The following is a 20,555-nucleotide window of genomic DNA, read 5'->3' on the forward strand; positions in this document are numbered from 1 at the left end:
TCCGTTCAGGGGAGGAGAGTCCGGCGGGTCAGGCCGGGGTGGACGCGGATGTGCCGCGGGCCGCGGCGGTCCGCAGGGCCTTCTTGGAGATCTTTCCGACGCCGGTCCGCGGGAACGTGTCCACGAACTCGACGCGGTCCGGCACCTTGTACGCGGCCAGATCCCGTTCCCGTACGAACCGCTTGATGTCCACCGGCTTCAGCGGACCCGCGCCCGGGCGCAGGATCACGTACGCGCAGGTGCGTTCGCCCAGGTACGGGTCGGGCTCGGCCACCACGTTGGCGTCGTGGACGAAGGGGTGGGCGAGGATGTGGTTCTCCACCTCCTCGGCGGCGATCTTCTCGCCGCCCCGGTTGATCTGGTCCTTGGCTCGGCCCTCGACGACGATGTGGCCGCTCGGGGCGACCCGGACGACATCGCCCGTGCGGTAGAAGCCGTCCTCGGTGAACGAACGGGCGTTGTGTTCCGGTGCCCGCCAGTAGCCGCGGATCGTGTACGGGCCGCGCGTCAGCAGATGGCCCGTTTCGCCCGGTGCGACCTCCTGGTCCTCGTCGTCGACGACCAGGATCTCGTCGTCCGGCGAGATGGGCCGCCCCTGGGTGGTGACGATCACCTCGACCGGGTCGTCCAGCCGGGTGTAGTTGACCAGGCCCTCGGCCATGCCGAAGACCTGCTGCAGGGTGCAGCCGAGCGCCGGCCGGACCCGCCGTGCCGCCTCCTCGCTGAACTTGGCGCCACCCACCAACAGGACGTCCAGGCTGCTGAGGTCGTGTGCGGTGGCCGTGGCCGCCTGGGTCCACAGCAGGGCCAGCGGGGGGACCAGTCCGGTGAGGGTGACCCGCTCCCGTTCGATCAGCGGGAAGGCCACCTCGGGGGAGGGCTGCGGGCACAGCACCACGCGGCCGCCGGCGTAGAACGTGCCGAGTGAACCGGGGGAGGACAGCGGGAAGTTGTGGGCCGCGGGCAGCGCGCAGAGGTAGACGCTGTTCTCGTCGACGCCGCAGATCTCGTTGGAGCCGCGGAGCGAGTAGATGTAGTCGTCGTGGGTGCGCGGAATGAGTTTCGGTACGCCGGTGCTGCCGCCGGACAGCTGGAGGAAGGCCAGGTCGTCCGGGCGCGGAGCACCGTGTCCGACCGGCTCCTCCGCCACGTCGGCCAGCGCCTCGAACTCGCCCGGCTCTCCGCGGGCGACGAACACATGGCGCAGCTCGGGGGCACCGGCCCGGGTGCGTGCCGCCAGTTCGCGGTAGTCGTAGCCGCCGTGTTCCGCGGCCACGACGTACGCGACCGCCTCGGTGAACTCGCAGAAGTACGAGATCTCCGTCTCGCGGTGGGCCGGGAGGGCGAAGACGGGCAGCGCGCCGATCCGGAACAGTGCGAAGACGACCTCGAAGAACTCCGCGACATTGGGCAGTTGGACCACCACCCGGTCGCCCTTGGTGATGTTCCGGGCGAGGAGACCGGCCGCCAGCCGGTCGGCGCGCCGGTCCAGCTCCGCGTAGCTCCACCGGATTTCCGCGGCGGGGTCGACCACGGCGATCCGGTCCGGGTGCGCCTCGGCGCGTTCCCGGAGCATGGAGCCGAACGTCTCGCCGCGCCACCAGCCCGCGGCCCGGTACCGCTCGGCGAAGTCGGACGGCCAGGTGGGTGCGTCGTCGTGCGGGCTCACAGCTCGGCCCCCACGGCGCTGAGGAAGGTGCGGAACTTGGCGGCCGTCTCGGCGGTCTCCGCCTCGGGCACCGACGCCGCCACGATGCCGGCGCCCGCGTAGAGCCGCAGTGTGCGTTCCTCGGCCTCGGCACAGCGGATCGTGACGACCCACTCGCCGTCGCCCCGGGCGTCGCCCCAGCCCACCATCCCGGTGAAGTAGCCGCGGTCGAAGGGCTCGGTCTCCGCGATGACCCGGCGGGCCGTCGTGGTGGGGGTGCCGCACACGGCGGGGGTGGGATGCAGGGCGCAGGCGAGGGTCAGGGCCGAGATGTCGGGGGAGGCGAGCGTGCCGGTGACCGTGGTGGACAGGTGCCACATGGTGGCGGTGCGGATCAGGGTCGGCCGGGCCGGGACGGTCAGCTCCGTGCAGTGCGGGGCCAGGGCCTGGTGGACGGCGTCCACGACGACCGCGTGCTCGTGCAGGTCCTTCGCGGACTCCAGCAGCGCGGCGGCGCGGCGGACGTCCTCGGCGAGGTCGGTGCTGCGCGGGGTGGACCCGGCGAGCGGATTGGCGATCACCTGCTTTCCCTGCCGGGAGACCAGCAGTTCCGGGCTGGCGCCGATGAGGGTGCGCCCGGGCCCGGTGGGCAGGGCGAAGGTGTGGCCGGCGGGGTCGCGGCGGGCCAGGCGCTGGAGCATCCCGGGCAGGTCCAGCGGGGCGGCGGAGGTGAGTTCGAGGGTGCGGGCGAGCACCACCTTGCTGAACTCCCCGCGCCACATGCGTTCCACGGCCGCGGCGACACCCGCTCCGTAGACCCCGGGTTCGGGTACCGGGCGTATCCGCCAGTGAGCCGAGCCGGTCATCTCGGCGGGCAGCGCGATCAGTGGATCGGAGGCGAGCGGGGGAGCGATGCGCAGTGCCGCCGGCACGCTCAGGGCGGCCGGTGCCTCGTGGTCGAACGGGATGGCGCCGATGACCACGGGCGATTCCTGCCCGGCCGCGCCGGCCTCGGCCAGGGTGGCGTTCACCCGTTCGTCCAACGGTCTTGCGTCGTGCGGTACTTGGCGCGCGGCACCGTGGGCCAGCAGGGTGCGGCCGGGGGTGGCGAGGAAGTGGTCGCCCGGAGTGTAGGAGTCCAGGAGCGAGGTGGCGGCGCCTACGGCCGGGTGGGCCGGATCGGCCGGGGGCAGGTGCGTGGCGACCTGGGAAGCCGTCGACACGGTGACTCCATTCTGGAAGGTTCTGCCGGTGGGGGGTCGAGAGAGCTTGCGGATGGGCTGACGGTGGGTCAGCGAAGGGTCGCGCCGCCGTCGACGTACAGCTCCTGCATGGTGATGTGGCGGGCGCGGTCCGAGGCCAGGAACGCGACGGCGTCGGCGATGTCCTCGGGGGCGGCGATCCGGCCCAGCGGGATGCCGGTGCGGTAGGTGGCCGGGTCTCCGTCGATGACCCGCTGCTCGGCGTCGGGGTCGGTCCACAGGGCGCGTTGCATCGCCGTGTCGGTGGATCCGGGTGCGACGACGTTGCACCGTACGCCGCTGCGGGCGAGTTCGAGGCCCAGGCATTTGGTGAACATGACCGCCGCGGCCTTCGACGCGGCGTATGCGGCCATTCCGGTACGAGGGATCCCGGCGGCGTTGGAACCGACGGTGATGACGCAGCCGTTGCCCCGGCCGGCCATCAGTGGTGCGACGGCCCGCGAGGTGTGGAGGACGCCGTCGGTGTTCACGGCGAAGGTCTCCGACCAGTCCTCGTCGGAGAGTTTGGTGGCGGGGCCGTTGCGCAGGACGCCCGCGACGTTCACGAGTACGTCGATGGGGCCGAGCCGGCTCTCGACGCGGGTCACGGTGTGTTCCACCGAGGGCCGGTCGGCGACGTCCATGACGTACGGCTCCATCCGGCCCGTCGACCGTTCGCTCCCCGGTTTCTCCGCCCGCCGCCGGTTCCACCGTGCGGCCAGGGCGTCTATGCCGTCCTGTGCGCGGTCGGTGGCGGCCACCCGGGCGCCGAGGGTGGCGAACAGCTCGGCGACAGCCGCCCCGATGCCTTGTGCGGCACCGGTCACCAGGACAGTACGGCCGTCGAACTCGCCATTTCTGCCCGGTATGTGCTCAGGCATGAGCAACCTCCGTTCGGGAAACTTAGGTAAGGGTAACCTAAGTCAAATTCGGCGAAGGGGGTGCGGGGTGAGGGGGTACGGCGACGTGACGGGCCCTTGCGCGAGGGGGAGTTGGGGCGCGGGTGCCAGGTGCGGCCCGGGGCCCCGTTCCGTGATCGGCGCCTGTGGGTTAGGTTAGCCTTGCCTGAGTTTGGAGCGGGTCGCCGGAGTTCCGGAGTGACTCGTCATGGACCGTGGCGAACCGGCCCGCATCGCCGCCCAGGCTGCCGGTGCGGTCGCCGGCCTTTCCCGTGAACGCCCCGACCAGGCGTGCGCGGACGTCGCCCCGTGCCGTGGCGTCGTACCCATCACCGCCGACGCGCCGACCGCGCTGCCGGCGTCCATTCCCGCAGGAGCAACCCGATGAATCAGACCTTGTCCCCCGAACGCGTCCGCGCGGATGTCGCGGAACTGCTCGACTGCGACCCCGCGGGGATCGCGCCCGAGGAGAACCTTGTCGACCTCGGCCTGGACTCGGTGCGGATCATGGTGCTGGTCGACCGCTGGCGGGCCGCGGGGGCGGCCGCGCTGGAGTTCGCCGACCTGGCCGAGCAGCCCGAACTGGGGCACTGGACGGAGCTGCTGACGGGTGGTGCCGCATGAGCCGCGTCGACCACCGGCACCGGCACCTGGAGCGGATCGCGGAGGTCCGGTCGGGTCGTCACGCCGAGAAGGTGGGCTACCCGATCGGTATCCGGGCGACCGAGGTGGTACGCACCGCCATGGTCGGCTCCGGTCTGCTGCGGGTGACCCTGGGCGGTCCGGGCGCCGAGGGCTTCGAGGCCCACGCGCCGGACGAACACGTGAAACTGCTCTTCCCGGATCCGGACGGCTCGCTGCGGCTGCCCGAGCGCAACGGGCTGATGCTGAGCTGGCCGCGACCGGCGTCCATCTCGCGGGAGTACACCGTGCGCCGTTACGACCCGGTCGCGGGCGAGATCGACATCGACATCGCCCCGCACGCCGGTGGCCTCGCCTCGGAGTGGGCGCACGGGGTCCGGCCCGGCGACATCATGCACCTCGCGGGGCCGCCCGGCGGGATGATCGTCCCGCACGCCTATGACCGCTATCTGCTCGCGGGTGACATCACGGCCCTGCCCGCGATCGCGCGCCGGCTGGAGGAGCTGCCCCGCAGTGCGAAGGGCTGGGCGTTCGTCGAAGTCGCCGACGCCACACAGGAGATCGAGCTGTCAGCGCCCGAGGGTGTCGAGGTGCGCTGGCTGCACCGCGGCGACCTGCTGGCCGGTACCGGCGACGCGCTGGCGCGGGCCGTGACCGCGGTGCGGGTGCCCGAGGGGGAGCGGGTGTACGTGTGGGCCGCCGGTGAGGCGGGGCAGATCAAACCGCTGCGCCGCTGGGTCCGCGACGAGCTGTGGCTGGAGAGGGCCGACAGCGACATCACCGGTTACTGGAAGTGCGGCGTCGCCGACTTCGACGAGGACGACCACTGATCGACCGGCCGGACAGGGGGGTGGCGTGGGCGCCGCTCCCTGGTTGTCCTGCCCAAAGGCCATCAACTAAGGTTAGCCTTACCTAAATAGCAAGGAGCGTTTCATGTCCATACGCAGATCGTCCGGCCTGGTCGGAGCCGCTTCGCTGGCCCTGATCCTGACCGGCTGCGGGTTCTCCTCGGAGAGCGGGTCGGACTCCTCGGACAAGGGCGGGACCCGGGTGTTCGCCGCGGACAACGGCAAGATCACCATCCCGGCCGCCCCGAAGCGTGTGGTGGCCACCGGCTATGCCGTGCCCGCCCTCATCGAGGCCGATGCACCGCTGGTCGGAATCTCGTCGTGGAAGCGCGGCGAACCGATGATGTCCAAGGAGGACCTGGCCGAGTACAAGAAGCTTCCCAAGGTGGCGGGGGAGCTGGCGACCGAGACCAACTACGAGGCCATCGCCGAGGCCGATCCCGATCTGATCGTCATCGGTGTCCCCGCCCCGGTGCTCGGCGACATCGACGTCAAGCGGCTGGAGGGCATCGCCCCCGTCGTGGCGATCGGTCCGACCGTGCCGTCCGCATGGCGCGAGCTGTCCCGCAAGCAGTCCGACGCCGCGGGCGCGCTCAAGCAGTTCGACGCCGCGAAGAACACGTACGAGGACAAGGCCGCGGAGCTGGCCAAGAAGTACAAGGACGTGCTGCCGCAGCTCAAGCTGGGCCACGTCGGCTCGTACGGTGACGCCGCCAAGGGCACCTTCCAGCGCGAGTTCAACGGTTCGTGGGGCACCAACATCGCCGAGGACATCGGCGCGGAGTACTACGGCAAGGTCAAGAAGGCCGGCCCCGGTTCGCAGTCGGTCAGTGAGTACCCGTCCATCGAGGAGCTCCCGGCCGCCTTCCGCGAGGCCGATGTCATGACCTACTCGGTCAACGCCGACGGCAGCGTTCCCAAGTCCGTGCAGTACGTCCTGGACTCGAAGCTCTGGAAGAACCTGCCCGCGGTCAAGGCGGGGAAGGCCTTCCCGCTCCGCTACACCGAGGCCGCGACCTACGGTGAGGCCGTCGTGACCCTGGACGCGATCGACAAGTCGCTCGCTCCGCTGCTGAACCGGTGACCGCCGCGGGCCGCGCGCCCCGGGCGTCGGTAACAGGGCGGGCCGGACCACAGATCGGCCTGCTCCTCGGCGGACTGCTGCTGCTGACAGTGATCGCCGTGCTGAGCATGGGCGTCGGGGCCCGCCACATTCCGCCCGCCGAGGTCGTGCGGGCATTGTTCGACCACCAGGGCACCGACGACCACGTGATCGTGCGTGACGTCCGGTTGCCGCGCGCGCTGCTGGCCATCGCGGTGGGTGCCGCGCTCGCGGTGGCCGGCGCGCTGATCCAGACGCTGGCCCGCAACCCGCTGGCCGAGCCCGGCATCCTCGGCGTCACCGCGGGCGCCGGGTTCGCCGTCACCGTGGGCTCGGCGCTCGGCCTGGCCACCGGCCAGGCGGGCGAACTGGGCTTCGCGATCACCGGATCCGTGCTCGCGTCTCTGCTGGTCGCCGCGGTCGGGCAGCGCTCACCACTGCGCCTGGTGCTCACCGGTGTGGCACTGACCGCGGTGCTGGGCGGCGTCGCGCTGGGGATGCGGCTGATGCTCCCGGACGCCTTCGACACGTACCGGTTCTGGTCGGTCGGGTCGCTGGCGGGCCGCGAACAGGCACCGCTGGCACTGCCGTTGGCCGCGATCGCCGTGTCCCTGCTCGGCGCGCTGCTGCTGAGCCGGGCACTCAACGCCCTGACCCTGGGCGCGAACGTGGCACACACACTGGGTGCCGGCGTGGGCTGGGTACGGGCCGCGACGCTGGTGCTGATCACCGTGCTCAGCGGGGCGGCCACGGCGGTGGCCGGGCCGATCCTGTTCGTCGGGCTGATCGTGCCGCACCTGGTCCGCAGGCCGGCCGGGGGCTCGGTGCCCTGGATGATTCTCTACACGATGGTGCTCGGCCCGATCCTGCTGCTGGTCGCCGACATCGGATCGCGGGTGCTGCTGCCCACCGGTGAGGTGCCGGTGGCCATCGTGACCGCGTTCCTCGGCGGCCCCATGCTGATCTGGGCCGTACGCCGCTACGGGGCGGGATCGCTGTGACCACACTCGGACCGAGGGCCGAACGCCGCACCGTCGTGCTCTGCGCGGTACTGGTGGCCCTGATGCTGGGCCTGGGCCTGCTGGGGCTGTGTTACGGGGCGTCATGGTCCAGCCCCGGCAAGGTGTTCGCCGCCCTGACCGGTGCGGACCACTCCGTGGTGATCCGCGACTGGCGGCTGCCACGCGTGCTGGCCGGACTGGTCTTCGGCGCCGCGCTCGGTGCGGCGGGGGCGATCTTCCAGAACCTCACCCGCAACCCGATGGGCAGCCCGGACGTCATCGGCCTCGACGCCGGCGCCTACACCGGCGCCCTGGTCGCCCTCACCGTACTGTCCGGCACCTCCGCGCAGCTCGCCGCCGGATCGGTGCTCGGCGGGCTGGCCGTCGCGGCCGCCATCTACCTGCTGTCGTTCGAACGGGGCTTCTCCGGACTGCGGTTGGTGGTCATCGGCATCGCGTTCAACGCGATGGTGACCGCGATCAACTCCTGGATCGTGCTGCGCGCCGAGCTGGAGGTGGCGATCGCCGCCGTCGGCTGGAGCGCGGGCTCGCTCAACGGAGTGGGCTGGGCCGACCTCGGGATCCCGTTCACGGTGATCGCCGTACTGCTGGCCCTGATGGCCTCGCGGGCGCACGCCATGCACCAGGCAGCGCTCGGCGACGCGGTCGCGGTGACCACCGGCGTCGGGATCAACAGGCTGCGGCTGCTCATGGTGCTGGTCGGCGTCGGCTGCACGGCCACGGTGACCGCGGTGGCCGGCCCGATCGCGTTCATCGCCCTGGCCGCACCCCAGATCGGCCGCAGACTCGCGGGCGCCGCCGGAGTGCCGCTGCTCCCGGCCGCCCTGACCGGGGCGGTACTGCTCCTGGCCGCCGACCTGATCGCCCAGATGCTGCTGGCGCCCGTCGCACTGCCCGTCGGTGTGGTGAGCACCGCGATCGGCGGCTGCTACCTGATCTGGCTGCTGACCAAGGAGGTGAGGCGCGCGTGACCGCACGCCTGACGGCGCGGGACATAACCCTGCGCTACGGAGACCGGGTCGTTTCCACCCGGCTGAGCATCGACATCCCCGACGGCGCGTTCACCGCCATCGTCGGCCCCAACGCCTGCGGGAAGTCGACCCTGTTGAGCGCGCTGGTCCGGCTGCTGCGCCCGGACTCCGGGCAGGTGGAGTTCGACGGCCGCGAGGTCGGCCGCTACGCCACCAAGGCACTGGCCAAACAACTCGGCTTCCTGCCGCAGGACCCGCTGGCACCCGACGACATCAGGGTCCGGCAACTCGTGGCCCGGGGACGGTTCCCGCACCAGTCGATGCTGGCCCTGTGGTCGCCGGGCGACGAGGAGGCCGTCGACGGGGCGATGGCCGCCGCCGGCGTCGGCGACCTGGCCGACCGTCCCGTGCAGGAGCTGTCCGGCGGACAGCGCCAGCGGGTGTGGATGGCCATGGTGCTTGCCCAGCAGACGCCCCACCTGCTGCTCGACGAACCGACGTCCTTCCTCGACATCACCCACCAGTACCAACTGCTCGGCCTGCTGGCCAGGCTGCGCGACCAGGGCCGCACGGTGGTCGCCGTCCTGCACGACATCAACCAGGCCTGCCGGTTCGCCGATCACCTGATCGCCATGAAGGACGGCCGCGTGGTAGCCGAGGGCGACCCCGGGGACATCGTGGACGCCGCGCTGATCAAGGACGTGTTCGACCTGCCGAGTGTCATCGTCCCCGACCCGGTGACCGGCACACCGATGGTCGTTCCCACACTGCTAGGAGAGTAAGTTGAGCACCGCAAGCGCCTCCTCGGACGGCCTGCTCGCCCTGACCAGCGCCCAGTCGGGCATCTGGAACGCGCAGCGCCTCGAACCCGACTCGCCGTACTACCTGGTCGGCGACGTGGTGGAGATATCCGGCAGTGAGCCGGTCGACGCGGACGCGCTGGCGGAGGCGGTCCGGGCGACCACCGAAGAGGCCGAGACCCTGCGGCTGCGGGTGTACGACACCCCGGACGGGCCGCGCCAGGCGGTGAGCGAGGAGCCGGTCCGGCTGCCCGAGGTGGTCGACGTCAGCGGCGCGGCCGATCCCGCCGCCGCGGCCCAGGCACTCGTCGAGGCCGAGCGCGAGCGGGCCGCCGAGGCCTGCCGGGGGATGGTCGACCGGGCGCTGTACGCACGTACCGTCATCAAGCTGTCCGACCACGAGGTCTGGTACACCCAGCTCGGCCACCACCTGGTCTTCGACGGCTACACCGCATCGATGCTCGCCCGCCGCACCGCCGCCCGCTACACCGCACTGGTGTCCGGCACCGAACCACCGCGGTCCGTCTTCGGCCGGTTCGCCGACCTCGTCGCCGCCGACCGGGCCTACCGGGACAGCGAGCGGTGCGCCGAGGACCGCGCGTACTGGGTCGAGCGGTTCACCCCGCTGCCCGACCTCGCCGACCCCGGCACCGCCGCCTCGTTGCCGGACCGCACCCTGACCGCCCGCGCCGTCGTCGGCCCCGAGGAGACGGCCCGGCTGCGCGCCTTCGCCGACCGGGCCGGTGTCACCTGGGGCGAGGCGCTGATCGCCGGCTACGCCGCCTTCCTGCACCGCATGCTGGGCCGCACCGATGTGGTGTTCGCACTGCCGCTGATGTGCCGGGCCGGCTCGGCCGAACTGCGCACCCCCGCCATGGCGGTCAACGTACTGCCGCTGCGGGTGACCGTGCGCGCCGGGGACGACCTCGTGGAGCTGAGCCGGCGGGTCGCCACCGCCATGCGCGAGATGCGCGACCACCAGCGCTACCGGGGCGAGGACCTGCCCAGGGACCTCGCGGCGCCCGGCGCGGGCGCGCTGCTGCACGGGCGCGGGATCAACCTCAAGGCGTTCGACCTGGCGCTCGACTTCGCCGGGGCCGCCGGTGTGATGCGCAACGTCGCGGGCGGCCCGCCGGAGGACATGGGCCTCAGCGTCCTGCCGACCCGTGACGGCGGGCTGCTGCTCGGCTTCGAGGTCGACGCCCGGTCCAAGGACCAGGCCGCCGTCGACCACCTGCTCTCCGGGCTGCGGGCGCTGCTGTCCGGGCTGACCGACGGCCTGCCCGTCGGGCGGATCGCCCTGATCGACGACGTGGAGCGGCTGCTCGCCGACTGGTGCCCGCCCGCGCTGCCCGGCACCCCGGTGGACGTGCCGGCCGCCTTCGACGCGATGGCCGCCGCCGGCCCCGGCCACACCGCCCTGGTCTGCGGCGACGACCGGCTGTCCGCAGCCGAACTGGCCGGTCGGGTGCACCGGTTGGCCCGTGCCCTTCGGGCCCGCGGGATCGGCGCCGACGACGTCGTGGCGCTGGCGCTGCCGCGCTCGGCCGACTCGGTGATCGCCCTGCTGGCCGTGCTGGACGCGGGCGCCGCGTTCCTGCCGCTGGACGCCGCGTACCCGCCCGAGCGGCTGCGCGAGCTGATCGACGACACCCGCCCCGCGCTCGTACTGACCGCCGGCGCGGTCGACGGACTGCCCTGGACCACCCTGCTCGGCGAGGCTGCCGGGCTGTCCGGCGAACCCCTGACCACCGACGAACTGGCCGCGCCCCGGCACCCCGAGCACCTCGCCTACGTCATCCACACCTCCGGATCGACCGGCCGCCCCAAGGGCGTACTCGGCCGGGTCGGCGGACTGGCCGCGCTGCTGCACCACCAGCGGTCCACCGTCGTCGCGGAGGCCGAACGGGCCGCGGGCAGGCGGCTGCGCGCCGCACACACCTACTCCTTCGCCTTCGACTCCGCCTTCGACCACCTGGTGTGGCTGCTGTGCGGACACGAACTGCACGTCTACGACACCGAGACCGCCCGCGACGCCGACGCCCTGCTCGCCGCGTACGCCCGCGACGGCATCGACATCGTGGACACCACGCCGTCGATGGCCTCGCCACTGATCGACGGCGGCCTGCTGGAGCTGCGGCCCACCCTGCTGGTCCTCGGCGGGGAAGCCACCCCGCCCGCGCTGTGGCGACGGGTCGCCGGATCGGGGATCACCGCGCGCAACATCTACGGACCGACCGAGGCGACCGTGGACAGCACCACCGCACGGATCGAGGGCGACGAGCCGACGATCGGCCACCCGCTCGCCGGCACCCGGATCCACCTGCTGGACAGCGCGCTGCAGCCGGTGCCGCACGGCACGGCCGGCGAACTGTACCTGGCCGGACCGCACTTGGCCCGCGGCTACCTCGGCAGGCCCGGAGCGACCGCGGAGCGCTTCGTCGCCGACCCGTTCGGCGCGCCGGGCGAGAGGATGTACCGCACCGGCGACCTGGCCCGCTGGGTGCCGGGCCGGGGCCTGGAGTACCGGGGCCGGGGCGACGGACAGATCAAGATCCGCGGCCACCGGGTGGAGACCGGCGAGGTGGAGACGGCGCTCGCCGCCGTGCCCGGAGTCACCGCGGCGGCCGCCGCGGTGCGGTCGTCCAGGCTGGTCGGTTACGTCGTGTCCGCCTCGGTCACCGGGGACGAGGCACGTGCCCACCTGGCCGAGCGGCTGCCCGAACACATGGTGCCCGCGGCGGTCGTGGTGCTGGGCCGGCTCCCGGTCACGCCCAACGGCAAGCTCGATCGCGCCGCCCTGCCCGCGCCCGCGCTGCACAGCGGCGGCCGGGAGCCGGGCACCGAGCGGGAGCGGCTGCTGTGCGCGGTCCTCGCGGAGGCGCTCGACGTCGAACGGGTCGGTGTGGACGACGACTTCTACGCGCTGGGCGGGGACAGCATCACCGCGATCACCGTCAGCAGCAGACTGCGGGCGGCGGGCCTCGGACTGCGGCCCCGGGACCTCCTGGCGCGCCGCAGCTTCGCCGCCCTGGCAGCCTCCGCCGAGCTGCTGGCACAGTCACCCGAGCCGGTGGACGAACCTTCCGGACCGGTGCCCGCCCCGCCGATCGTGCGCGGACTGCTCGACCCGCACCCCGACGTGGACGTCGTCGCCGGATACGCGCAGTGGACCGCCCTGCACGTCGACGGACTCGGCCGCGACGACCTGGTCACCGGCGTACAGGCCGTGCTCGACCACCACGACGCGCTGCGGCTGCGGGCCGGCGACGGCCTGGACGTACTGCCCCGCGGCCTGGTGCGGGCCGTCGTCGACGAGGTGCACGGCGGGGGCGTGACCGCCCTGGCCCGGCGGCTGGCGGGCGAACTCGACCCGCGCTCCGGCGACCTGCTGCGCACGGCCCTGCTCCGTACCGGCGACGACACGCCCGACCGGCTGGTCGTCGTCGTGCACCATCTCGCCGTGGACGGCGTGTCCTGGCGCATCCTGCTGCCCGACCTGCACACCGCCTGCACCGGCGGCACGCTCGAACCCGTCGGGGCGTCCTGGCGGCGGCACGCCGTACTCCTCGCCGACCAGGGGGAGTCCGGCGCGCGGCGCGGCGAACTCGACCACTGGCGGACCGCGCTCGACTCCGCGACCCGGCTGGGCGCCCGACCGCTGGACCGGACGCGCGACAAGGTGTCGACCGCCCACCGCTCGGTCACCGTGGCCTCGGCCGAGGCCACCGAGGCGCTGCTGACCACCCTGCCCGCGGCGTACCGCGCCGGGGTCGACGAGGTGCTGCTGGCCGCTCTGGTGCTGGCCCTGCGCGGCTGGGGTCTGCGCGACGACGCGGTGACCGTGTCGATGGAGGGCCACGGCCGCGAACACCTCGATCTGGGCCGTACCGTCGGCTGGTTCACCAGCGAGTACCCGGTGCGTGTGCCCGCCTCCGACGACGTCGGGCGGACACTGCGGGCCGCCAAGGAGGCCCGGCGCGCCGTCCCCGACGGCGGTGTCGGATACGGCGTGCTGCGCCACCTCGACCCGGAGGCCGGCCGTGAACTCGCGGCCACCCCGCCGCCGGACGTGCTGCTCAACTACCTGGGCCGGTTCACCCCCCTGCCCGGAACGGGATGGCGCCTGCCGGAGCAGGACGCCTTCTCGGTGATCGAGCCCGGCGCCAAGGCCCTGGAACAGGTGCTGGCACTCAACTGCTTCGTCCACGAGGAGGGTGCGCCCCGGCTCGCCGTCGAGTGGACCGCCGCGACCGGTGTGCTCGGCCCCGAAGCCGTCTCCGCCCTCCAGCAGTCCTGGGCCGCGGCGCTGGACGCGCTGGCCGCGTACGCGCTCCACACCGAGGGCGGGCTCACCCCCTCGGACCTCCCGCTGGCCGGACTCGACCAGGCCGCCATCGACACCCTGGAACGCACCGGGCACATCGCCGACGTACTGCCCGCCACCCCCCTTCAGGTCGGGCTGTCCTTCCACACCCTGGTCCGCGACGGCCACGACACCGACGTCTACGTGGTCCAGGCGGTGACCACCCTGGTCGGCGAACTGGAACCGGACCGGATGGCCGAGGCCGCACACGAACTGCTGCGCCGCCACCCCGCCCTGCGGGTCTACCTGGGCACCGCCGGAGACACCGTGGTGCAGGTGATCCCCGCCGAAGTCGCCCTGGACTGGCGGGAGGACGACCGGTTCCCCGAAACGGCCCGCGCCGATCTGGAGCGCCCGTTCGACCCGGCCCGGCCGCCGCTGATCCGCTTCCTGCTCTCCCGGGTCGGGCCCGCCGAGCACAAGCTGGTGATCACCAACCACCACGCCCTGCTCGACGGCTGGTCGATGCCGCTGGTCGGCCGCACCCTGCTCGCCGTCTACGCCGAACTGGGCGGCGGCCCCGTCGCACCCACCGCCCCACCGCTGTCAGAGTACTTCCGGTGGCTGGCGGGCCGCGACCGGGAGGCATCACTCACCGCATGGCGGGACGCGCTGGCGGGCGTCGACGGCGCGACCCGGCTGGCACCCGCGAGCACCGCCACCGCCGTCGAGCGCCCCGCCCGTGAGACCGTCGGGCTGGGCCGCGAGTTCAGCGACCGGCTGCGCACGTTCGCCCGCGAACACGGCGTCACCCTGACCACGGTGTTCCAGACCGCCTGGGGCCTGCTGCTGGGCAGGCTCACCGGCCGCCGCGACGTGGTGTTCGGCTGCCCGGTGTCCGGGCGGCCCGCCGAGGTCGACGGCGTGGAGTCGATGATCGGACAGCTCGGCACCACCATCCCGGTGCGCGTACGGCACACCCAGGACGCGACCGCGCTGGACCTCATGGCACAGGTGCACGCCGAGAGCGTCGTACTGGCCGAGCACCACCATGTCGGCCTGCCCGAGATCCAGCGGGCGGCCGGCGTCGGCGAACTGTTCGACACGATGCTGGTCATGGAGAACTTCCCGCTCTCCAGCCGGAAGCGCACCCCGCTCGCCCCCGGGCTCGACCTGGCCGGAGTGGACATCACCGACGCCACGCACTACGCGCTGACCGTCATCGTGATCCCGGACGAGGAGATCACCATCGGCCTCGGCCACCAGCCGGGCGCCTTCACCGGGGCGACCGTGCGCGCCTACGGCCGCTGGCTGCACAACCTGCTGCGGGAGATCGTCGACGACCCGGCACGGCCCGCGCTCCGGCTGCCCGCCCTCGACCCCGACGAGCGGGCACGGATGCTGCGTACCGGCACCGCCGCCGTCCCCGCCAGGAACCGCGGCCACTGGCTCGACGAGTTCGCCGCCCAGGTGGCGCGCAGGCCCGACGCCGAGGCCCTGGTCTGCCGCGAACGCAGCCTGAGCTACGCGGAGTTGGACCGCGAGGCCAATCGCCTCGCCCAGGCACTGATCGCGCGCGGGGTGCGGCCCCAGGACCCGGTCGCGGTCCTGCTCGGCCGCGACATCGAGATGACCGTGGCCCTGTTCGCCGTCGCCAGGGCGGGTGCGGTGTACGTGCCGATGGACACGAGCTACCCGCGGGACCGGCTGGCCTACATGTTCGACGACATCGCACCGGCCGCGGTCGTGTCGACCGGCGCCGAACTGCCCGTCGAGCGCGACATCCCCGTCCTGCGCCTCGACGACCCGGCCACCCTCGCGTCCGCACCGGACGCCGACCCGGCCGAGGCACGCCGGCGGCTCACCGAGGACGCCCTCGCGTACGTCATCTACACCTCCGGAACCACCGGACGCCCCAAGGGAGTCGGGGTCACCCACCGCGGCGTGCCCGACCTGATCGCGCTGCAGGAGGAGGTCGTCGGGGTCACCGAGCACGACCGGTACCTGCACTTCGCGTCGACCGGCTTCGACGTCGCGTTCTGGCAGACCATGGTGCCGCTGCTCTCCGGCGGTACGTCCGTGATCGCGCCCGAGGAGGTGCGCGTACCCGGCGACGAACTGCTCGACTACATCGTCGAGCACCGGGTGACCGGGGTGAACCTGCTCCCGTCGTTCCTGGCCGCGATGCCCGACGACCGCACCGTCGACCCCGATGTGTTCTTCGTCGTCGGCGCCGAACGGCTCGACCCCGAGCTGGCACGGCGCTGGGGCGCGGGCCGCAGGGCGCTCTTCAACGCCTACGGGCCGACCGAGGTCACCATCAACTCCACGACCTGGCACTACGACCCGGACGACGAGGGACCGCTGCCGATCGGCCGCCCCGACCCCAACGTCCGCGCGTACGTCCTCGACGGCGGGCTCCAGCCGGCCGGCGTCGGCGTGACCGGCGAGCTGTACCTCGCCGGGCCGAGCCTGGCCCGCGGCTACCTCGGCCGCCCCGGCCTGACCGCCGCCGCGTTCGTGGCCGACCCGTTCGGCCCGCCGGGCGACCGGATGTACCGCACGGGCGACCTGGTGCGGTGGCGGCCGGACGGACAACTGGTCTTCCTCGGCCGCGCCGACCACCAGGTCAAGGTCCGCGGCTTCCGGGTCGAGCTCGGCGAGATCGAGTCCGCGCTGACCGGTCACCCCGAGGTGCGCGCCTGCGCCGTGATCATGCGGGAGGGCAGGCTCGTCGGCTACGTCGTCCCGACCGACGGCGCCCACCCGGACACCGCGCGACTGCGCGAGTACCTGGCCGGCGAACTGCCCGACCACATGGTGCCCCCGGCGCTGGTGCCGATCGACCGGCTGCCGCTGAGCCCCAGCGGCAAACTCGACTCCGCCGCGCTGCCGGCCCCCGAGACCGTCGCCGCCGCGCGGCGCGAACCCGCCACCGACGCAGAGGCGCTGCTGCTCGATGTGTTCCGGGACATCCTGGGCACCGACGCGATCGGCCCCGACGACGACTTCTTCGCCATCGGCGGCGACAGCATCGTGTCGCTGCAAGTGGTGTCGCGGGCCCGGCGCCGCGGGCTCGGCCTGAGCGCGCGGGACGTGTTCGAGGGAGCGACCGTCGCCGGGATCGCGGCACGGGCCCGCACCCTCGACGCCGGCGAGGCACCGGCCGTCGGGGACGCACCGCTGACCCCCGTCATGCGGGACCTGCTGCGCCGGGCGGGGGCCGCCGCGGACGGCTTCTGCCAGTGGGTGGAGATCTGCGTCCCGCCGGGCGGCGACGCCACGACCTGGCAGACGGTGCTCGACGCACTGCTCGCCCGGCACGACGTACTGCGGGCCCACCTGGCCGGCGACGTGCTGCGCATCCCGCCGGCCGGCTCGGTGACCGGCGCCGGGGTACTGACGTGCGTACGGGCTTCGGACGACCTGCGGGGCCCGGTGGACGCCGCGATCGCCGACGCCCAGGACGCGATGGACCCGCGCACCGGTCCGTTGCTGCGCGCGGTGTGGGTGGACGCCGGACCGGACCGGCCGGGCCGGCTCGTCCTGATCGCCCACCACCTGATCGTCGACGGTGTGTCCTGGCGCGTCCTGCTGGACGACCTGGAGCACGCGTACTCCGGTGGCTCACTGACCCGGCACGGGCAGTCCTTCCTCGGCTGGGCGCGTTCGCTGCGCGAAGCCGACCGGCGGCCCGAACTGCCGCACTGGCGGCGGATGAACACCACCCCGGCCCCGGCCGGCCGCCCCCTGGACCCCGCCCGGGACACCGTGGCCACCGCCACGCACCACGAGATCCGGCTCGACGCCGACTCGACCCGCGCCCTGATCACGACCCTGCCGGCCGCGTACCGCACCACACCCGACGCCGTGCTGCTGACGGCACTCGCCAGGGCGGTACGGGACTGGCGCGGGACCTCCGAAACGCTGGTCGCACTGGAGAGCCACGGCCGCCCGCGCCAGGTCGACCTGTCCCAGACCGTCGGCTGGTTCACCGCCGTACACCCCGTACGGCTCGATGCGGAGGACGACGTGCGGGCGGTCGCGGACCGGCTGCGCGCACAGCGCGACGGCCTCGGCCACGGCATCCTCACGTCCGCGGGGCTCCTGGACCCGGTGGCACCGGAGATCGCCTGGAACTACCTCGGCCGCTACCCCGGCGCCCCGGACCGGGAAACGCCCTGGCAGACACCCCCGGACGCCGACCCGCTCGGCTCGGGCGGCTCCGACGCGATGCCGCTGCCGTACGGCCTGATGGTCAACGCCCTGGTACGCGACGACCTGCTCGGGGTCCGGATCACCTGGCCGTCCGCGCTGTACACCGCCGCCGAGGCCGAGGACCTGGCCGAGAAGCTGCGGGCCGCGCTGCTGCGGGTCGCCGCCGCACCGGAGACCGGGGCACTCGACCACGGCCGCCCGGTCGCCGACGTACAGCCGCTGACCCCGTTGCAGGAGGTGATGCTGCGGCACTCGCGCACCGAGCGCCCCGACCCGTACACCGTGCAGTCGGCGTTCACCCTCGCCGGCCCGCTCGACACCGACGCCCTGCGCGCCGCGGGCGCCGACCTGCTGGACCGTCACCCGAACCTGGGCGCCGTCTTCCCCGCCGGTCTGGCCGTGATCCCCGCCTCGCCCCGGCCGGACTTCCGCGTGGTCGACGGGGCGGCCGACGAGGCGCTGGCTGCCGACCTCGCCGAACCGTTCGACCTCACCCGGGGCCCGCTGCTGCGCCTGACCGTGATCCGGCGCGGAACCGAGCGCGCCGACCTGGTCCTGACCAGCCATCATGTGCTCTCCGACGGCTGGTCGGCCCCGCGCATCCTCACCGAACTGTTCGCGTTCTACACGGCGAGGGTCCGCGGCGAGGCCCCCGGCCTGCCCGCCCCCGTGCCGTTCGCCGACTACCTGAACTGGTGCGCCGACCACGAGCCCGACCTCGGCGCCTGGGCGGCCGAACTGGACGGCCTGCCCGAGGGCGACTACCTGGGCACCGGCGAACCCGGACCGGCCTGGCAGGAACCCGAGGTCATCGAGTTCGACGCGGCACTGGTGGCCGGGCTCACCGGCCTCGCCGCCCGGCGCGGCCTGACCCGTAACACCCTGGTGCAGGGCGCCTGGGCAGTGTTGCTCGCACGGCGGTCCGGCCACACGGACGTCTGCTTCGGCGCCATGGTCTCCAGCCGTCCCCCGGAGCTGGAAGGCGTGGAGGAGATCATCGGGCTGCTGGCCAACACCGTGCCGGTACGGGCACGGCTCGACGGCACGCTCGCCGAGACGCTCACCGACCTGCAGTCCCGGCAGCGCTCACTGGTCGAGCACCACCACGTGGCCCTGTCCGACCTGGAACGGCTGACCGGGCGGCGCCGGCTCTTCGACAGCCTGGTGGTGTTCGAGAACTACCCGGTCGACCCGGACCGCCTCCGTGAACCCGCCCCCGGGCTCACGGTCCTCGCGACCCGTTTCCGCGAGGCCACCCACCACCCGGTGACCCTGACCGTCATGCCGGACGGGGACGGCTGGACCGGCGTGCTCGCCCACCGGGCCGGGGCGGCCGTCGACGGGCTCGCCGAGGAACTGCTCGACCTGCTCCGTTCCCTGGACAAGCACCTGGACGACGACGTGCTCGACCTCCTGGAGAACCGATGAGCGGGAACACTGCGCCGAAGGACGGGACCGTCGCGCCGCCGGACGGGCAGGTGGACCGGCAGCTGCTGCGGGTCGCGTTCATCCTGGTGCTCGGCACCTTCATGGCGACGCTGGACGCCACGATCGTCAGCGTCGGCATCGACAGCCTGAGCGAGGAGTTCGACGCCTCCGTCGCCGGGATCCAGTGGGTGACCACCGGGTACCTGCTGGCCGTCGTCGCCGCCGTGCCCGCGTCCGGCTGGCTGGCCGACCGGTTCGGCGGCCGGCGGACCTGGGTCGCCGCCGTGGGGGTGTTCCTGCTCGGCTCGGTGCTGTGCGCGACGGCCTGGTCGGTGACCAGCCTGGTCGTGTTCCGGGTGATCCAGGGCCTCGGCGGCGGGCTGCTGCCGGCGACCGGGCAGGCGCTGCTGGCCCGCGTCGCGGGCCCCACCCGCACCGGGCGGGTTATCAGCGTCGTCGCCATCGTCCCGCTGCTGTCCCCGGTGTTCGGCCCGCTTGTCGGCGGCTCGATCCTCGGCGTGGCGCCCTGGCCCTGGCTGTTCCTGGTCAATCTGCCGATCGGGGTGGCCGCGGCCCTGCTCGCCCGCCGCCATGTGCCCGAGGTGCCGCCGTCGACGCGGCGGGCGGGCTTCGACCTGCGCGGCGCCCTGCTGCTCTCGCCGGGCCTGGCCGTGCTGGTGTTCGGGCTGACCGAGGTCGCCCACCACCGCACCGTACCGGCCGTGTTCGGTGTGTCGGCGGGGCTGGCGATGCTGGCCGGATTCACCGTGCACGGGCTGCGGACCCGCGGCACACCGCTGGTCGACCCCCGGCTGTTCGCCCGGCCGCCCTTCGGCGCCGCCGCCGTCGCCCTGCTCGTCCTGGGCGCGTCGGTCTTCGGCACGACCTTCCTGCTGCCGCTGTACTTCCAGACCGGCCGCGGAATGCCGGCATGGCAGGCCGGGCTGCTGCTCGCCCCCCAGGGGCTGGGCGCGGCGGCCGGGTCGGTACTGGTCAACCGGACCATCGACAAGGTCGCGCCGCGGACCCTGGTCGTCACCGGCATCGTGCTGATCCTCACCGGAACGGTGCCGTTCACCCAGCTCGGCCACGGGCTCCCGGACGCCGTGATCGCCTCGGCGCTGGTGGTACGCGGCTTCGGGATGGCCATGGTCGGCGCGCCCGTGATGAACATCGTCTACAGCCGCATCGAGCCCGCGCAGCTCCCGCGTGCCTCCGGAGCGCTCAACCTGCTCAACACGGTGGGCGGTTCGGTCGGCACCGCCGCCCTCGCCGTGGTCCTGCAGAACCGGCTGTCCGCCCGCGGCCCGGACATCTCCGCTGCGTTCGGCGACACCTTCTGGTGGGTGCTCGCCTTCTGTCTGGTCGCCGCCGCCGGGGCCACCCGGCTGCCCCGGACCGAGGCCAGGAAGCCATGAGCCGCGAGCAGC

12 protein-coding genes are annotated in these 20,555 nt (G+C 73.3%); 9 read left to right on the forward strand and 3 right to left on the reverse strand.

Annotated features, from left to right (window positions below):
• Positions 1-28: 28 nt before the first annotated feature.
• From EES42_RS18110 to EES42_RS18120, 3 genes are all read right to left on the reverse strand, one after another.
• Positions 29-1,669 carry a (2,3-dihydroxybenzoyl)adenylate synthase gene (locus EES42_RS18110; protein ID WP_124719219.1) on the reverse strand — a complete coding sequence of 547 codons (1,641 nt, stop codon included), beginning with the start codon at positions 1,667-1,669 and terminating at the stop codon, positions 29-31.
• On the reverse strand, positions 1,666-2,871 hold the full coding sequence (gene dhbC, locus EES42_RS18115; RefSeq protein WP_124719220.1) for an isochorismate synthase DhbC: 1,206 nt from the start codon (positions 2,869-2,871) through the stop codon (positions 1,666-1,668). The genes EES42_RS18110 and dhbC overlap by 4 nt, the downstream gene beginning before the upstream one ends.
• A 68-nt stretch (positions 2,872-2,939) precedes the next feature.
• Positions 2,940-3,770, reverse strand: coding sequence for a 2,3-dihydro-2,3-dihydroxybenzoate dehydrogenase (locus tag EES42_RS18120; protein WP_124719221.1), 831 nt, complete (start codon positions 3,768-3,770; stop codon positions 2,940-2,942).
• 226 nt (positions 3,771-3,996) lie between these two features.
• Between EES42_RS18120 and EES42_RS18125 the strand changes: the two genes are divergently transcribed.
• The 9 genes from EES42_RS18125 (at position 3,997) to EES42_RS18165 (ending at position 20,543) form a co-directional block, all read left to right on the forward strand.
• Entirely contained in the window at positions 3,997-4,176 is a 180-nt protein-coding gene (locus EES42_RS18125) for a hypothetical protein (protein ID WP_124719222.1), read from the forward strand.
• On the forward strand, positions 4,173-4,412 hold the full coding sequence (locus tag EES42_RS18130) for a phosphopantetheine-binding protein (RefSeq protein WP_124719223.1): 240 nt from the start codon (positions 4,173-4,175) through the stop codon (positions 4,410-4,412). The genes EES42_RS18125 and EES42_RS18130 overlap by 4 nt, the downstream gene beginning before the upstream one ends.
• Positions 4,409-5,260: a siderophore-interacting protein gene (locus EES42_RS18135; protein ID WP_124719224.1), complete on the forward strand. Its 852-nt coding sequence runs from the start codon at positions 4,409-4,411 to the stop codon at positions 5,258-5,260. The genes EES42_RS18130 and EES42_RS18135 overlap by 4 nt, the downstream gene beginning before the upstream one ends.
• 103 nt (positions 5,261-5,363) lie before the next feature.
• Entirely contained in the window at positions 5,364-6,362 is a 999-nt protein-coding gene (locus tag EES42_RS18140; RefSeq protein ID WP_124719225.1) for an ABC transporter substrate-binding protein, read from the forward strand.
• Positions 6,359-7,381 carry a FecCD family ABC transporter permease gene (locus EES42_RS18145; RefSeq protein WP_124719226.1) on the forward strand — a complete coding sequence of 341 codons (1,023 nt, stop codon included), beginning with the start codon at positions 6,359-6,361 and terminating at the stop codon, positions 7,379-7,381. Before EES42_RS18140 ends, EES42_RS18145 begins: the two co-directional genes overlap by 4 nt.
• 62 nt (positions 7,382-7,443) lie before the next feature.
• Positions 7,444-8,373 carry a FecCD family ABC transporter permease gene (locus EES42_RS18150; protein ID WP_241196464.1) on the forward strand — a complete coding sequence of 310 codons (930 nt, stop codon included), beginning with the start codon at positions 7,444-7,446 and terminating at the stop codon, positions 8,371-8,373.
• Positions 8,370-9,155: an ABC transporter ATP-binding protein gene (locus tag EES42_RS18155; protein WP_124719228.1), complete on the forward strand. Its 786-nt coding sequence runs from the start codon at positions 8,370-8,372 to the stop codon at positions 9,153-9,155. The genes EES42_RS18150 and EES42_RS18155 overlap by 4 nt, the downstream gene beginning before the upstream one ends.
• A gap of 1 nt (position 9,156) precedes the next feature.
• Positions 9,157-19,125 carry a non-ribosomal peptide synthetase gene (locus EES42_RS18160; RefSeq protein ID WP_124719229.1) on the forward strand — a complete coding sequence of 3,323 codons (9,969 nt, stop codon included), beginning with the start codon at positions 9,157-9,159 and terminating at the stop codon, positions 19,123-19,125.
• Positions 19,122-20,543, forward strand: a complete 1,422-nt coding sequence (locus tag EES42_RS18165; RefSeq protein WP_124719230.1) for an MDR family MFS transporter — start codon at positions 19,122-19,124, stop codon at positions 20,541-20,543. Before EES42_RS18160 ends, EES42_RS18165 begins: the two co-directional genes overlap by 4 nt.
• Positions 20,544-20,555: the final 12 nt, after the last annotated feature.

Origin of the sequence: Streptomyces sp. ADI95-17 (assembly GCF_003846175.1) — a bacterium.
Classification (GTDB): domain Bacteria; phylum Actinomycetota; class Actinomycetes; order Streptomycetales; family Streptomycetaceae; genus Streptomyces; species Streptomyces sanglieri.